Annotated in this window: 10 protein-coding genes and 1 pseudogene; 2 read left to right on the forward strand and 9 right to left on the reverse strand. The window is 70.8% G+C overall.

Annotated features, from left to right (window positions below):
• Nucleotides 1-114: 114 nt before the first annotated feature.
• From ACIPW5_RS39415 to ACIPW5_RS39425, 3 genes and pseudogenes are all read right to left on the reverse strand, one after another.
• Nucleotides 115-1,503, reverse strand: coding sequence for a hypothetical protein (locus ACIPW5_RS39415; RefSeq protein WP_401256211.1), 1,389 nt, complete (start codon nt 1,501-1,503; stop codon nt 115-117).
• A complete protein-coding gene (locus tag ACIPW5_RS39420) occupies nt 1,500-1,865 on the reverse strand; it encodes a hypothetical protein (RefSeq protein WP_401256213.1) in 366 nt (121 codons plus the stop codon). Before ACIPW5_RS39420 ends, ACIPW5_RS39415 begins: the two co-directional genes overlap by 4 nt.
• A 263-nt stretch (nt 1,866-2,128) precedes the next feature.
• A pseudogene (locus ACIPW5_RS39425) lies at nt 2,129-2,320 on the reverse strand (transposase domain-containing protein); the annotation flags it as partial.
• A gap of 182 nt (nt 2,321-2,502) precedes the next feature.
• Between ACIPW5_RS39425 and ACIPW5_RS39430 the strand changes: the two are divergent.
• Nucleotides 2,503-6,003, forward strand: a complete 3,501-nt coding sequence (locus tag ACIPW5_RS39430) for a CHAT domain-containing protein (protein ID WP_401256216.1) — start codon at nt 2,503-2,505, stop codon at nt 6,001-6,003.
• The gene (locus tag ACIPW5_RS39435) at nt 5,996-6,988 is read left to right on the forward strand and encodes a hypothetical protein (RefSeq protein WP_401256219.1); all 993 of its coding nucleotides are present in this window, start codon (nt 5,996-5,998) and stop codon (nt 6,986-6,988) included. The genes ACIPW5_RS39430 and ACIPW5_RS39435 overlap by 8 nt, the downstream gene beginning before the upstream one ends.
• Nucleotides 6,989-7,390: 402 nt before the next feature.
• Here ACIPW5_RS39435 and ACIPW5_RS39440 read toward each other — a convergent pair whose 3' ends face one another.
• The 6 genes from ACIPW5_RS39440 to ACIPW5_RS39465 form a co-directional block, all read right to left on the reverse strand.
• Entirely contained in the window at nt 7,391-9,130 is a 1,740-nt protein-coding gene (locus ACIPW5_RS39440; RefSeq protein WP_401256222.1) for an AIPR family protein, read from the reverse strand.
• 656 nt (nt 9,131-9,786) lie between these two features.
• The gene (locus ACIPW5_RS39445) at nt 9,787-10,998 is read right to left on the reverse strand and encodes an argininosuccinate synthase-related protein (RefSeq protein ID WP_401256224.1); all 1,212 of its coding nucleotides are present in this window, start codon (nt 10,996-10,998) and stop codon (nt 9,787-9,789) included.
• Nucleotides 10,998-11,222 (reverse strand): acyl carrier protein, encoded by a 225-nt coding sequence (locus ACIPW5_RS39450; RefSeq protein ID WP_401256227.1) that lies wholly within the window; start codon nt 11,220-11,222, stop codon nt 10,998-11,000. Before ACIPW5_RS39450 ends, ACIPW5_RS39445 begins: the two co-directional genes overlap by 1 nt.
• 9 nt (nt 11,223-11,231) lie before the next feature.
• Nucleotides 11,232-12,788: an amino acid adenylation domain-containing protein gene (locus ACIPW5_RS39455; RefSeq protein ID WP_401256230.1), complete on the reverse strand. Its 1,557-nt coding sequence runs from the start codon at nt 12,786-12,788 to the stop codon at nt 11,232-11,234.
• Nucleotides 12,785-13,000: an MbtH family protein gene (locus tag ACIPW5_RS39460; RefSeq protein ID WP_401256233.1), complete on the reverse strand. Its 216-nt coding sequence runs from the start codon at nt 12,998-13,000 to the stop codon at nt 12,785-12,787. Before ACIPW5_RS39460 ends, ACIPW5_RS39455 begins: the two co-directional genes overlap by 4 nt.
• A gap of 85 nt (nt 13,001-13,085) precedes the next feature.
• Nucleotides 13,086-16,343 (reverse strand): amino acid adenylation domain-containing protein (locus ACIPW5_RS39465; protein ID WP_401256235.1); only part of this gene is annotated, 3,258 nt, incomplete at its 5' end.

Raw genomic sequence — 16,343 nt, forward strand, 5'->3', positions numbered from 1 at the left:
GTGCCTCAAGCGCTTTGTCGCGCGCGAGGTCTACCACCACCTGACCAGTGCATTCAGCGGCACACCCGGGCCGTCTCCTACAACTTGACGATCTACAGAAGCTTCAGAGTCAAGTTAGGCCCTGTCGGCCGGGGCCCTGGCGGTCTCCCCGCCCAGGGGTTCGCCGACCAGCTCCGCCGCCGCGATCGGGTAGCCGAGAAGCCGGTCATCCGGGATCCTGCGGGCGGTGAAGGAGGCCCGCAGCTTCTTGTACAGGGCGTAGAAGGTCAGCGGCTGCTCCGGATCACACAGGGCGCCGATGTCCCCCTTCGGCACGCCCCACGTCCGCAGGGCCCCCGCCGGATCGCCCTCGGCGGCGAGCCGGGCGCCGTCCGAGAGCCAGGGCTCGCCGAGCTGGCTGCCCGCCTGGCCGAAGAGGCTCAGGTACCATTCCTGCGAGCGGCACTGGAGCGCGTCGCAGACCTCGATGGTCTTCAGGTACGAGGGGTCGAGCGGGGTGTAGACGGGTGCCGACCCGAACATCCCGGGGGTGAAAGAGACGGCTCCCGCCCCGAAACCGGAGGCGGCCTCAGTCACCGCCAGGGCCAGGTCGAAGGCATCCTCGGCGAGTTTGCGCTCTTGGAGGGTCATCTCCCGCAGCAGCGCGGCCGCCCTCTGCCGGGCGGGCGGATGGCTGGCGCCCCGACGGACGAAGAGCGCCCGTTCGGTGACGTGCACGGCCAGCATCCCGATTGCGGATCCGACGGCCCCGAGAGCGGCCTCCCCGCCCCCGGGCGGCAGACCGTCGAAGAGCCGCTCGCACGCGCGCCGGACGACCCGCAGCGCGTGCAGGTCTGCCTCCGCCTCCAGCTGGTGGCTCTCGGAACAGACGGGCAGGTACTCGTCGGGTGCGAAGGCGCTCACCGAGGACGGGTGCCCCAGGACGTAGTGCGCGAGTTCGTGGGCCAGGACGAACTGCGCGGCCAGGTACTGCAGGAGGGCGGCCTGCTGCGTGGCCGCCGGTTCCAGCCGGATCTCCAGTTTCCCCGCGATCCCGAAGACCCGCTGCTGTGTGTTGTAGTAGCGCAGCAGCCCGGCCAGTACCTGCGGCTCGGGGCCGCGCTGCCCGGCGAGCCCCAGAGCCTGGGCGTACAGTCCGCACAGGCTGAAGGTGGCATCCGAGACGGTGACGAGTCCCGAGTCGTCGATGAAGCGGGTCATACGGGCGGAGAATGCGTCGCGTTTGACGGTCACGGCCCACACGTCGTCCAGGGTCGTGCGGCTCGCCCCGAGGTCGGCCAGGGCGTCCTTCGTCTCCCGGGCCAGCTCCGCAAGGAACTCGCCGATGGGGTTGTCCGGGGACTGAGGTCCGGTGGCACCAAACTCGGCCATCATTGTGTCGAGCTCCTGGAGTCCGCGGTCGTCCCCCAGCTCTGTCAGCCGCTCGCGCATCTGGGCGAACTGCCGGGTCCGGGTGACGTTCAGTAATTCATACTGCTGGAAGGCGAGGCTCCCGCCGCTCACGCGGAGAGCTCCGGCGCCGGGGCGTTGCGGCAGAACACGCCAAGCCCGACCCGGCCCACGAGCACCGCGATCAGGACGGCGGTCCTGGCGTCGCCCGCGAAGTCGGCGATCAGTTCCTGCACGGTGAAGGCGTCGATGAGCCGGTCCGTCGACGTCGTGCCGAGGAAGGCCTGAGCCTTCTCGTGGTGGCAGATCCGGCGCTGGAGATCGGCGTGCTTGTCCGCGAACCACTCCCTGCCGAACTCCCGGTGGCTCTCCTCGTCCTCCGGCGACAGGCCGAGGCCCTCGCCCAGGAGTTCCGCCCCCAGCAGGGCGTACAGCTCGTCGTCGGTCTTGTCCCAGTAGCTCTCGACCGTGTTCATGCCGCCCCGTCTCCGCGTGCTCGTACGACTACCCGACCGGCGGCACGCTACTAATCCCGGCCACCGTCCGGGGGCGGATCGGCGCAATGACCACCCTTCCGGGCGACTTCATGGAGCCCCGGACTCCGCCCCGTTGGCGCCGCCAGTCCGGCCTGGACCGCCTTGACGAAGGCCGGGGAGGCGGACGGCTCCACGGCGCGGGCGGTGCGAGGCGTACGCAACGTCGGTGCCCCGCAGTTGCCGCTGCGGCGGCGGCTGGCCAGGACGAGGAAGTACACCCCCACGCGCGACGGCAGGGTCCGTAACCGACGCTCGACCGCTCCGAGCTCGTCGAGCACGGCGTCGACGAGCTCGACGGGCAGGTACTTGGTCAGCTCACCCAGGTGACCTGGGGCGAAGACACCATTGGCTGCGGTTGAAGCCCTTACGGGAGTGCTGGTGACAGACTGACAACGCGACGCGGCCTCGGAGAGTCGGACTGATCTTGACGGATCACCCCTCCTACCAGAGGTCCCGCTGCTCTCACCGGGACAACCGCCAGTCCCGCCAACACGCTTGACACACCCCGCTCCCGCTTAACTTCGCGGCCTTGGCCAAATGCTTCGCGCGGCGCCATGTTTCCTGCTTGGCTGTTGCCGTGAGTGACGAGGTGTACGCCGCGATCGAGCGGCTGGTCCTGGGCCTGTGGGGCCCCTCCGCGGTCCCGTCGCGGGACGCCCCCGCCGAAGAGTGGGCCGCTCTGGCCCTGCGGGTGGCGGAGACGGTGACGGCACGGCCCCGCCCCGAGCGCGCGGGCGCTACCCCTGCCGAGGCGGACACCTCCCTGGTCCTGCGCCCGGGGACGGAGGCCCGGCTCCTGTGGCCCGCGGCGGACGAGTCCCTGATGGTCAGCCGGGCTCTCTACGACCCTGCCCACGCGTACCCGGGCGAGGACGACGCCGAGCTGATCGGACTGGCCCAGAGTCTCCTCGACGGCACTCCGGAGAAGATCGCAAGGGACGGTTTGGGCCCGGCCGGTTTCCGGGTGTGTCCCCCATTGGTGCTCTCCCGCTACGGATCGTCCGACGCGGACACTGACGACGCCGCCGGCCGACGGGCCTTGGAGACCGAATGCCGCAGCGAGCTCCGCGACGGCACGGACGGGGTCCGCCAGCGCCGGGCGCGCTCCTCCCTCGGCCTGATCCTGCTCATACGGTACGAGCGCACGTTACGTCCGGAAGACCTGGACGAGGCCGTCGAACTGCTGGAGCAGGCCGTACGGTTCGCCGATCCCGACAGCCTTGGGGACACCGCCCACGGTGACCTCGCCCGCGCCCTCTCCCTCCGGTTCGCCCGCTCGGGCGATTCCTCCGATATCGGTCCCGCCATCGAGCACGCCATGGCGGCGAGCGTGTTCGATCGGACTGGAGCATTGGTGGGCGACCGTGCCGTCACCTGGCAGGCAGTGCTCGGCAACGCCCTGTGCATGCGCTACGACGCCCTCGGCGCGCCGGCGGACGTGGAGAACGCCGTCCACGCGTTCGGCGAGTCCCTCCGCCGCCTCCCCGACACGCACCCCGACACGCCGGAGCTGCGCTCCCATCTCGGGGCCGCACTGCTGCGCCGCCACGAGCTCACGGGAGCGGCCGACGACCTCCGCACCTCCCGCGCGCTGCTCGGTGGAACGCGGTGGGCCGCCGAGCGGGCGCCGGCGCTGCACGCCGAGTTCCTGTGCAGCGGGGACCTTGAGGCCCTCGACGGCGCGGTGGCGGGCGGCATCGCCGCGGTGGGGCAGTTGCGCGACCGCGGGCTGCTGCCCGGGGCACTGCACGACCTGGCGGCCTACTGCCTGTCCCGGCACGAGACGCTCGGCGTTCGCTCCGACGCCGAGGCCGCGCGCGACCTGCTGACGGTCGCACGACGGCTCTCGCGTCCGGGAACACCTGCGTACGCCCTCCTACTGGTCGGCCTCGGGCGGTCGCTCCTCGCCCTCTTCCCAAACACGTCGATCGACTCGCTGACCGCTGCGGCGGAGCTGTTCGAGGAGGCGGGCGGCATCGCCGGGACGGCCCCCGAGCTGGAGGCCGAAGCGGTCGTACTCCTCTGCGGGACGTTGCGCCGGCTGGGCCGTTTCCTCGAGGACCCGCCCCTGCGCGGGGCGAGGGCCGAAGCGCTGGACGCCAGGCTCGACGAGCTGGCGAACCGGCTGTCCGCGGACGCGTACCCGTCCGTCCTCCTCGAACGTGCCCGCCTGCGGCGCATCTCGGGGGATCCGGCGGGCGGCGGCGAGCTAGCCCGACAGGCGCTCGACGAACACCTCTGGGAGCTCCTCGGCCAGCCGGATCCCGGCCACGCCCACCGGTCCGCCCGCCGTAACCTCGACGCGGCCTGCGAGCTGGCCGCCTGGCTCCTGGAGGATGGGGCACCCGACCGTGCCTTCGCAGTCGTCGAATCGGCCCGCGCCCTCGCCCTGCGCGCCGCCACCGAAACGGTTCCGGTCGCGCGGCAGTTGGGCTCGCTCGGCCTGGACGGACTGCGTGCCCGGTGGCTGCGGGCCGTGGAGCCGGCACCCCGCGGAGAGGCCCCAGGGAGCGCCGCCGTCCTGCGTACCGCCGGCTCGGCCGCCCCGCCCCGCGCGCCGGTACCCGCAGAGCTGCGTCCCCTCGTCCTCGAAGCGCTCTGCGGTGCCACGGACACCGACCCCGTCGTCGGCGACTTCACGGGGACGACGACCCAGGACAGGGCGGCCGAGCTGTGCCGGGAGATCGGCGCGGACGCTGTGGTGCACCTGCTCCCCGGCGACGGGGAGCGGTCCGGCTGGGCCCTGGTGCTGCACCGGGCCGGCACCGTCTCGGCCCTGCGCCTGCCCTCGCTCCACGTCCGGGCCGACGCGTTACGCACCTTCGTGCGCGCCCACGACCACCGTCTGCGGTACCCGCACAACGCCCCTGCCACCGGCTGGGGGCGCGCCCTGCGGGCCGTCTGCGACTGGGCGTGGACGGCGGCGATGCGCGATCTGGCCGGTCACCTCCTCCCGCAGGACGGTGAGCGCCGGAGCATGGTCCCCCGCGTCGTGCTCGTCCCCACCGGAGTGCTCGGCCTCGTCCCCTGGCACGCCGCGCGGCGCAAGGTGGGACTGCCCGACGGCAGCCGGGGCCACCGGTACGCCCTCGAAGACCTCGGTATCACCTACGCCCCGTCCGCCCGGGCCCTGGAATGGTTCGCCGCCCGCACCCTCGCCCCTCTCGACGGCGGCGGCCTCGTCGTGACGGACCCGCTCCGTGACCTTCCCCACGCCCGCCGGGAGGCGGACGACATCCACCGCTGGCACTACGCCAAGGGGACGCGGCTGGGCAGCTCGGGAGAGCCCGGCAGCAGCCCGGCCACCCCTCAGGCTGTCCTCAACGCCCTGCACCCCGGTCCAGGCGGCCCCCGCCCGCCGGTGGCCCACTTCGCCTGCCATGCCAGGACCTGCGTGCCCGCCGCCGACTCGCACCTGCTGCTCGCCGGCGGTCAGCGCCTGAGCGCCGGCCGACTGCTCGCCGACGGCACCCGCGTGACGAGCCCCGGGCCCGGGAGCCTCGTCGTCCTCTCGGCATGCGCCACGGCCGTACCCGGCGCCCGCTACGACGAGGCCCTGAGCTTGGCCACGGCCTTCGCCTCGCGCGGAGCCGCCGCCGTCGTCGGCTCGCTGTGGGCCGTGGGCGACGCTGACACCGCGCAGCTCATGACCGAGTACCACCACTTCCTGAACCTCGACGGACTCGCGCCCGCCGAAGCCCTGCGCCAAGCGCAACTGCGCATGCTGGAGCGTGCCCGCCGGCGCGGCGGCACCCCGGCGACCCGGACCCGGGCCGAGGACCCCGTGCGCTGGGCGGCCTTTGTCCACCACGGCCGGGGACTGCCGCTGCCCGGTGACGCCGCACGCGGGCCCGGCCCGGAAGCCCATGTCGCGTTCCGCCCGGAGGGGGCCGATACGCAGGTCCGTCAGCCGATCCTGGGCAGGCTCCCTGGCTCGGGCAGAGCCGAGTACGCCTGGAAGTGCCCGGAGCCGGGGTGCGCGCGGGCGACGACCGGCGACGCGAAGGCGCCGTACGACGAGGACTGCTGTCCGGACCACCCCCATCAGGCCTTCGAGCCGGTGCTGCCCGGTGGGTGATCTCGTCAAGGGGATGGTGGAGCCGCTCGCCAAGCGCTGGACGGCTTCGATGAGCGGTCCCCTGCTGCTCCTGTGGCTCTCAGGAGCCCTGATCCACCTGCACCAGCGCGGCGGCCCGGGACACGCCTGCGTGAAGCCCGGCTACTTGGCGAAGGCGGGATGCCAGGTCGCGCAGCAGGGAGCGCCGGGCGCTGCCGTGCTGGCGGCCGCGCTCGTGGCGGCGGTGCTGTTGTCCGGTGTCGCGCTCTCGGCCGTGGCTTCGCCCGTGCTGGAGGTGCTGGCCGGGAGATGGGGCACATCCGCTCCGGTCGTCGCGTACGCGCGGCACCGCACCGCCCGGCACGCACGGCGCCGTGCGGCCCTCGACGCCCGGAGCCGTGAGGCTGTCCCGCCGTCCCACTACGGTCCGGAGGCACTGGTCACGTGGCAGGCTCAGAGTGCCTGGCGGCGCGACAGGGCGTTGCGCAGCTGGTCCCACTACCCGAGGCGCGCGGCGGACATGCGGCCGACCTCGGTGGGGAATGCACTTGTCGGCGTCTGCGAGCAGATCCGGCGCGACTACGGCTTCGATCTGCCGGTGTGCTGGGGCCCGTTCGTCGAATGCCTCGACACGGCCGCCCGTGACCGTCTGATGGCCTCTGCCACCCGAGTGCTCGGCAGGACCCAGGCCCTGATCTGTGTGCTCGCCGCGGCCGCGTGGGCCCTCCTACTGCCCGGGTTCGTTGCGAAGGCCCTCTGGGTCGCACTCTGCGCCGCCTGTGCGTGGGGCGCGCACAGGGCCCTGTGCACAGGGACGGAGGCCTACTGCGCCCACGTCTGCGACGCCTTCACCGTGCACCGCATCCGCCTCTACCGGGCGACCGGTATCGAGCCGCCCGCGACGACGACGGACGAGCCCCGGTCTGGGACAGTACTCACCGACGCCCTGGCCATGCGACTCGCCCCTGGTGAATCCCGTCCCTTCCGCTGGCCCGAGACGCCCTGACCAGCAGCCCAGGACGACCAACCGAGGGAGAACGCACAGGGCGAGAGTGTTGAGGCGGCGCTTGCCCTGTTCGCCTCGGTGCAGTTCCTCGCCCCGGCTTCGGCCCACTGGCCGAGGCGAGCTCGGTTCGGCTCCGTTCGTGCGGGTCTCGGTGGAGGATGCGGCCGAGTTGCCCGCCGCCGGGGCGGAGCGGATCCCAGAGGAGGTCGGGGGTTCTGGGGTTCTGAGGGGTGACCCGCTGCGGACACGCCAACGGGCCCCCGGCCTTCAGCCGCACGTCGCAAATCGTGAGGAGGGGGAGAAGGCCCCGCCTTCTGCCTCTGTGGCGCGTCTGTGAGGCACCCAGAGGCCGGTTCGGCCAAGGCGCAACCTTTGCTGGCGGGGAGGTGGGGCAGAAGTGGATCAGTGTTCGATGTGGAAGCGGCTCTGGCTGATGACGGACTGTCGGATGCGGTTGGTGAATTCGGGGCTTCGGGCGATCCTGTCGACCCCGCCGGCCTTGTTGTTGCGCAGGGCTGCCTTGAAGCTCTGGTCGAGGACTCCCACGAGACGGTCCATGACTTCGGGCGTCAGGTGATCGAGGTCGATGTTGAGCAGGTCGCGGTGGGTGGGCCGGCGGAGGCGGGTGAGGGCGAAAGCAGACACGCCGGCGAGTGGGTAGAGCCAGTTCTCCACGGTCTCCCCGAGGAGAGGCCTGTCCTGTGCGTATGCGTTGAGGTGGTGGCGGATCCGTGTGTGGACGTCGAGGGACAGGCGGTAGAGGTCGAGGTCCACTCGGGGGGAGAAGATCTGCTGGTAGTGCTTGTCGTCGAGGAGCAGGGCTTCGGAGTGCCTCAGCGCCGTGTGAGGTTCGCGCAGCGCGAAGGCCGTGAACTCGCGTGCCAGCCGGGCCATCGAGACGACCTGATCGACGGGAAAGCCCAGGTTGCGGTAGTAGCTGGCCCGGCGCTCGTAGTAGTAGCCGCCGCCGTGCGTGAGGCTCTCCTCGATGTCCTTCTGGATGGGCTCGGTCGCCCGAAGGGCGCCGGCGGGGAGCTGCGTCTGGCTGTTGGTGGCGCGGATGATCCTGTCGCGTGCCGTTCCGTTCTCCGGTGCGACCACGATCTTGACCAGGAGCGAGCGGTCCCGGTGCTGACCGCCGGACTGGAAGTAGCTGTAGACCTCATGGCTCGTCTGGAGCCCGTTCACGATCTGCGGGTCCTTGACGACGATCTTCTTGCCTGCGATCTGCGCCGCGTCGGCGACGACGGTGACGCCGTTGTTGAACCACCAGAAGTCCTCACCCGTCCCCGACCTCAAGGTGTTGCCGATGGCGTTGTTCACGGCGGTCGAACCCGCGTAGTCCCGCACGTTCGACTCGAAGAGCTCCAGACGGAGCGCCCTGTTCTCCGAAGTGATGAACCGGTAGTACTCGTCGAGCCGCGCCAGGCACACGTAACCCTCACCGAGAGAGGTGCTCATGGGCGTTTCGGAGAAGACGAGCTGAGCTACGGCCCTCGCGCCACGGGCAGTCCGCTCACGGAGGTCGGCTGCGCTCAGGTACTCGATCGTGGCCTCGGTGTCGGACGTGATCTTCGCGAGTTCTCGCCTGAGACGGTCCCCCTTGGCCTTCACATTGGGATGAGGCCCCTCGGCGGCCTTGCTGGCGTAGATCACCCTCACACGCACTTGCGGGAACGAGGCGGCCAGGTTCTCCAGCACGTGCAGGAAACGCCGGGTGCGTTCGAGGAGTTTCGCGTTGGTGTGCGATCCGAGGTCGTCTTCATCGCGACTCATGTCGAGCAGCGTCGGCAGGTGGAAGTGCAGTTTCTCGAACACGGTCTCCTGATATCCGGCGGACGTCTTGGCCTGGAGAACGACCAGTTCGATCGTGCCGGCTCGTGTCGTCAGATACTCGTGGGCGTCGGCTGTGACGTAGCGCCCGTCCACGAAGGACCAGATGCCGTCGATTCCACAGTCGTGTGCGCCGTCGACGATTCCGTCGAGGATCTCGTCGTTGTCGAGGTCCCAGTCTTGTAGCGCCTTGTCGGCGGCGAAGAAGGTGAAGAAGTCGTCACGCCCCTTGTGCGGGGCCAGCCGTCGGTGCTGGTCGTCCAGGATCCGGTCGAGAAGCCGCTGGTCGTTGTTCTGGACAGAGGTCAATCCATACCCCCCAATGCACGTGCGCAGGCAGACAGACGAGATGAATACCCGCTGTGAACGGTACGGACCCCTTTTGGCGTCGACGCGGCGGAAGGAATGCACCTGTTGCGGTTGGTGACCGGCAGAACGTCTTCGTGGCCGCGCACTACGCTGCCACGCGAAGCTCACTCCCTCGGTCGGCATCGCCTTCCTCGGCTGCTCGGCAGAGTAAGGGCTGCGAGGCCCGACGGGCCGCCGAGGTGGAGGACATTGCCGTTGCCGGTCACCAGATTGGTCACTGGCGCCGCAGTGAGCAGGGAGTGAACCGCCTCGCCGGACGGTAGGTCCCACAAGCGCAACCCTGTGCCGCCCGCGGACGCGAGCAGAGCCGAGCCCGCCCCGAGGTCGAGGGGAGCGAGGGCCGTGACGGAGTCGCCAGGGGTCGTGATCCGGCGCGGCAGCGGGAACCAGCCGTCCAGCCGGACATCTTCCCAGAACCCCACCACGTCCCGGCGGGCAGCACCGTCGCCTACAGCCCCTACCTGCTGGGCCGGGTAACCGCCCTGTACGACGGGTCCGCACGGTTGGACCCGGAGCGCTGGGAGACGGCGGAGCCCTGCCGGAGTTGTCGGTTCCGGCAGGGCCCGTCCCTGCTGCCTGGCGTCCGCAGCGGTCGCTCAGATCGCGGGCCGGTGTGATGCGACCTCCGCCGCGATCGACATGCGCTCCCACGACTCCCGGTCCCGCAGGTAGCGGGGGCGCTCGGCGACGATCGAGCGGGTCTCCGCCGAACCGGGCGAGAGCCGCCAGCGCACCGACCCCGTAATGTCGCGTGCGCACACATCGATGAAGGCCTGTACGGCGGCCCGCAATTCCCCGTACCAGCGGCCCTCCAGGGCCTCGCGGACCCAGAGCTGCTCGAGGGGCATCTTCTCCCGCAGCGTCTCCGCGTCCAGCACGGCGTTCTCCAGGAGCCGGTAGCCGCGCAGCAGCAGCCAGGCCGCCGGCATCTCGCGGATCTCCAGCACCTTCTCCCCATGGTCGAGGTGCTCCAGGCCGCTGTAGCGGCCCATGCCGTAGCGGCCCACGCGCACGTTCAGCTCGGCGATCAGCTCGGTGAGCGGGAGCGCCCTACCATCGAGCGCCACCGGAACTCCCGCCCGGAACGCCACCTCCACCATGTCCACGCCGGTGGTATCCGCGTCGGGACGTCTGCTCCAGCGGTACAACTCTTCCGGCACCGCGTGCGATTCCGGATCGTCCAGGAGGCCGGACTCGAACTCGCGGCACCACAGGTTGGAGTCGCCGCTCACGGTACGGCCGTCCAACTCGTCGACCCCTGCCTCCTTCAGTTCCTGGATCTTCTGCGCGCGGTCCACCGGGTCCAGGTCGTACGGGCTGCCGTAGCGGCCGGGCCAGCCGAGCAGGCCCAAGGCGCCGTTGAGTCGCCGGAGGGTGTTCTGCGAGCGGTTCGCCGTGTGCAGCAGCAGCCCCGCACCGAGCCGGTCGGCTACCCCTACCGCTTCCGCCGCGATCAGGGGCCGACTGAGCGAGGAGCTGATGGGATGAGTGCCGAGGTACACCGCTTGCGCGGCGATGGCGGGCCGGACGAAGTCGGCCGCGAACCGCTCCCGGGCATCGACCACGAGCAGGGTGGCGCCCAGCTTGGCCGCGATCTGCTCCTTGGCGTCGTGCCGCTCGTCCACGTCGAGACCGACGCTGACGGCGTGCACGTTCGAGGCGCCCGCCAACCGCAGCCGGTGCAGGAGGTAGGTGCTGTCGAGCCCGCCGCTGAACAGGGTGACGACCGGACGCTCGGGCGCCGACCGGATCGACGCGGTGATGTCCCGGAAGGACCGGACCAAGGGAGAGGCGGCGGAAGACGGCATCACAGGGACGCTCCGCTCTCCAGATAGGCGCAGACGCCTGCCACCGTCGGCCGCTCGAAGAGCTCGTCCATCGGCACCTCGACGCCGAGGTGCTGCTTGATGAGCGCCTGCATGCGCACCATCAGCAGGGAGTGCCCGCCCAGCACGAAGAAGTCGTCGTCGTCGGAGAAGTCGTCCAGGCCCAGGACCTCGGCCCAAATGTGGTGCATCTGCTCAGTGATCAAGAGAGTTCCTCAATTGTGTGCCAGACGGGTCAGAGCCGTCCGGTCGACTTTTCCATTGGGGCTGAGGGGGAACGCCGGCACCGGGACGATGTGCTGCGGGACCATGTGGTCTGGGATGGAAGCCCGGAGTGCGATCCGCACGAGCCGGCCGTCCAGCCGTACTGCGGGCGCCGGTACGACGTATGCGATCAGCTCGCCCCCGCCGGTGGTGACGGCCGCGGCGTCGGCGACATCAGGCAGCGTCCGCAGCGCCGTCTCGACGTCCCCCAGGTCGACGCGCATGCCCCGCACCTTGACCTGGGAATCCACCCGCCCGACGAAGAGCAACTCACCATCGGGGGCGATCCGTCCGAGGTCCCCGGTGCGATACAGCTCGACGGGTCCGTGGGACGTGTCCAGGTGGGTGAACCGCTTCTGGCTCTCCGGGTCGGCATTGAGGTATCCGGCACCGACACCGCGCCCCGCCACGCATATCTCGCCGGTCCCGCACTGTGTCACCGGCGCCAGATCACCGTCCAGGACGTACACGTCGGTATTGGCGAGCGGAAGCCCTGCCGGCACTCCGTCGGTCATGTACCGCTCCCAGTCGTGCAGTTCGTGCGCCGTCGACACGTCGCTGCACTCGGCGACTCCGTACAGGTTGACCAGACGACAGCGGTGGCCCGGGCCGCGCGCCCAGGGGGAGATTCGTCCCGGCGACAGCGCCTCGCCCCCGCAGAACAGCAGCCGCAGGGATTCCAAGGGGGGAACCATCTGGGCCTCATCGTTCTCCTCGACCAGCAGGTAGAGGGTGCTGGGAGCGCAGTGCAGCGTGCGCACACCGAACTCGCGGATGAGCCGGCGGGCGAGCAGCACGTCGAATCTGCGGCTGTGCAGCAAGTGCAGGGTGGCGCCGGTGAACAGGGGCATCAGCAGGCTGCGCTGGGTGATGTCGAACCCGAACGAGCTGACGGCCAGGTTGGACGACTCCGCACCGAGTCCGTACGACGCGGCCAGCGACTCCAGCAGGTTGAACCATCCCTCGTGCCGGACGGCGGCCGCCTTCGGCGTGCCGGTCGACCCAGAGGTGAACACCACGTAGCACGGTGCGTCCGCGGCGAGGTCGGGACGAGGATCACCCTCCGGCGCGCGGTCGTGGGTTTCGGCCATGGCGGCGTCCAAGGTGAGGACCTCGCCACCGGCGTGGGCGACCAGCCGGGCCGTCTCCTCCGCGGCCACCACATGGGCCATGGCGGGCAGCTGGGCGACGTTCAGGCGCAGCCGCTCCGCGGGGTACGTCGGGTCGAGCGGCACGTAGGCCGCACCCGACTTGAGCACCCCGAGGACGGCGACCACCAAGTCGACCGAGCGGTGCAGACACACCCCGACCAGGGAGCCAGGGCCGATACCGCGGGAGGTCAGGGCGTGAGCGAACCGGTTCGCCCGCGCGTTGAGCTCCCCGTACGTGTACCGGCCCGTCGCGTCGGTGACCGCCGGCGCGTCGGGGCGGCGGGCCGCATGGGCTTCGAAGACGCGGTGGACGAAGGGAGAGGCACGGCGCGGAGTCCGGGGTCCTGAGAGGATCACCGGTCCGCCGTTCCCGTGCCGCCGCGGGCGCTCACCGGGCGCATGTCGGTCCAATGGTTCTCGATGTGCTCCAAGCAGGACTGCCGGCTGCCGCGGTGCGCCGCGACCGACCAGCCCGGCGGGACATCGGCGAAGGCCGGCCACAGCGAGTACTGGCCCTCGTCGTTGACCAGCGCCAGGAACTCGCCGTCTTGGTCGTCGAATGGATTCATACCTCGATCTCCTCTGTGAAAGTGCGGCCCCGGACGCGTCCCATCGCGTCCAGGAGGCAGGTTGCTCGCGGGCTCCTGCGGCGATTCAGGACGGTTCCTCCCGGATGATCTGCCGCAACACCCGGCCGATGTGCGCCAACGGGGCCGGCTGGGCCATGCCCAGATGGGAGCTGTCCACCTCGTGGATCTCGATGTCACCGAGCACGTGGGACCGCCATGCGGCATTCACGGACGGTGGCGCCAGTCTGTCCGAGGAGCGAGTGGCCCGGAAGAAGACGACGCCCCCGTCGTAGCACCCGGGGGTGTGGTGGTCCATCAGCTCGATGTGCCGGGCGACCGCACGGGCGAGCCCCGCGATCCGCGTCGGCTCGAGAGCGGCGAGCGCGGGGTTCTCGCGCACGACGAGGTCGGCGAGCACACGATCGTCAGGCCGCACGGGGTACTCGGCGAGCACCCCCGCCACGTCCGCACCCTCGCCGAGCAGGTCCGAGAGCACCTCGTCCCAGTCGGCGCCCGTTCCCGTTCCTGTTCCCGTTCCGTCACCGTGGCCCGGGTAGGTGTCGAGCAGTGCGAGCAGTTCGACCTCTTGGCCGGCGGCGCGGAGCCGTACCGCCATCTCATGCGCGACGAGACCTCCGAAAGACCAGCCGAGCAGACGGTACGGACCCGTCGGCTGCACCGTGCGCACCTCGGCGAGGTAGGCCGAGGCCATCTCGGCGATGCTCGTGGGCAGCCGCTCCGGTTCCAGCAGTCCCCGGGTCTGCAGACCGTACAGCCCGGTCACGGGCTCCAGGTGGGCCGCGAGCCCCGCGTAGCACCAGCTCATCCCGAGCACCGGATGCACACAGAACAGGGGGCTGTGCGAGGCGCCCGCCCGGATCGGCAGCAGGGTGCGCAGGGAGTTCTCCCTCCGCGCGTCCCGATCGCCCGGAGCGTCCAGCAGCCCGGCCACCGTGGGAGTGTCGAAGACATCCCGGACGGACACGTCGATCCCCAGCTCGTTACTGATCCGCTTGACCAGTCGTGCCGCGAGGAGGGAGTGGCCGCCCAGGTCGAAGAAGCCGTCGTCGATGCCGATGCGGGACGAGCCGAGGAGTTCCCCGAAGATTCCGCACAGCTGGTCCTCCCGATGGTCACGGGGCCCCCGCGCCGAACCGTCGACCGTGTGGGCCGGTACCGGGAGGGCAGCCCGGTCCAGCTTTCCGTTGACGGTCAGGGGCAGCGCTTCCATGACGGGGAACGCCGCGGGCACCATGTGGCCGGGCAGGCCGGCGGAGACGTGGGCGCGCAGCTCCGCGGCACTGACGTCCCCGGACCGGTGGGTCTCCTCCAGTACGACGTACGCCACCAGCCGCTGGTCGCCCGGCTGGTCCTCGCGGACCACGACCGCGGCTTGCGCCACCGCCGGGTGCGAGACGAGCGCGGCTTCGACCTCGCCGGGCTCGATGCGGAACCCGCGCAGCTTCACCTGGCGGTCGGCGCGCCCCAGATACTCGAGTGTGCCGTCGGTGCGGAGCCGTACGAGGTCCCCGGTGCGGTACATCCGCTCGCCCGGCGCGCCGAACGGGTCGGCGACGAAGCGTTCGGCGGTCAGCTCGGGATGGTTGAGGTAGCCGCGCGCCAGCCCGGCCCCGGAGACGTACAGCTCGCCGGCCACACCGGTCGGGGTGGGGGCCAGGCGTGCGTCGAGGACGTGGACCCGGGTGTTGGGCAGCGGCCTGCCGAGGGTGGGGGTCCCTTCCCCGCGGACTTCGGCGTACAGGACGTCCACGGTGCACTCCGTCGGTCCGTACGAGTTGTAGCCACGCAGGTCCGCGTACGTGCCCAGCGCCTCCCAGAGGTCTCGGCCGATGTCCTCGCCGCCGATCCAGAGCACGGCCGGACGGTGCCGGTCCTCGGCGAGCAGCCCCGCCGCCAGCAGTTGTCGTGCGTAGGTCGGGGTGATGTTGAGCATGTCGATCCCGTACGCCGCGGCATGGCGGACGAGGGCGTCCGGGTCCCGCCGGATGTTCTCGTCCAGGACGTGCAGCTCGTGCCCGGACATCATGGCGAGGATGTCGGTGGTCGAAGAGTCGAACGAGAAGGACGCCATGGCGCCGATCCTCAACGGCTTCCCCGAGCCGAGCAGCGCCTTCTCGTAGGCCGCGGCCAGATGGGTGAGGTTGGCGTGGGTGACCACGACCCCCTTGGGCCGGCCCGTGGATCCCGACGTGTAGATGACGTACGCGGGGTGGTGCGGCCGCAGGGCGTCGTGCACGGGGTCGGTGGCGGGGCACCGCGCGACGGCCGCGCCGAGCTCGTCCAGCACCAGGCGCGCGGAAGTGGCGGTCGCCGGCAGGCGGCCTTGCGTCGCCGTTTCCGTGAGGACCAGAGCGGGGCGGGCGTCGTCCAGCATCTGCGCGATGCGGTCGGCCGGGTACTCCAGGTCGATCGGCAGATAGGCGGCGCCGGACTTCAGTACCGCGAGCAGTGCGACCACGAACCGCACCGATCTGGGGAGGGCGAGCGCGATGAAGTCCTCGGGTCCTGTTCCGTGGGTGCGGAGGTGGTGGGCGAGTCGGTTGGCCTGTTCGTTGAGTTGGGCGTAGGTGAGGTGTCCGTCGTGGCCGCGGACGGCGATGGCGTGGGGGGTGCGGGCGGCTTGTGCCTCGAAGAGTTCGGGAACGGTGGCGTGTGGTGCGGGTGGGGTGGTGGTGTCGTTGAGGTTGGTGAGTTGTCGGCGCTCGTTGTCGGTGAGGACGTCGATGTGTCCGATGGGAAGTTCGGGGTGGGTGGTGAGTGTGGTGAGGACGTGTTCGAGCCGGCGGGCGAGGAGGTGGGCTGTGGGTTGGTCGAAGAGGTCGGTGGCGTATTCGATGACGCCGGTGAGTCCGGCTGGTGCTCCGTGGGCGTCGTGCCGTTCGGCGAGGTCGAAGATCAGATCGAACTTCGCCGAGGCCAGCCTGCCGGTCTCGGTGGCCCCCCGTACTCCCTTGAGCGTTGCGGCCGGGATGGCCGGCGTGTTGTCCAGGGACACCATCACTTGGAAGAGGGGGTGGCGGGCGGGGGAGCGGGTGGGGTTGAGGGCTTCGACGACGCGTTCGAAGGGCACGTCGGCGTGGGTGTAGGCCTCCAGGTCGGTGTCTCGGACGCGGTCGAGGAGTTGCTCGAAGGTGGGGTTGCCGGAGAGGTCGGTGCGCAGGACGAGCGTGTTCACGAAGAAGCCGACGGCCCGGTCCAGGGCGTCGTCGTCGCGGCCGGCCACATCGGTTCCGAGGGGGATGTCGTCTCCGGCGCCGAGGCGGTGCAGGAGGGCGGCGAGGGCGGCGTGGAGCACCATGAAGACCGTGGCGTCGTGGGCGCG

It is taken from the genome of Streptomyces sp. NPDC090077 (genome assembly GCF_044747545.1).
Classification (GTDB): domain Bacteria; phylum Actinomycetota; class Actinomycetes; order Streptomycetales; family Streptomycetaceae; genus Streptomyces.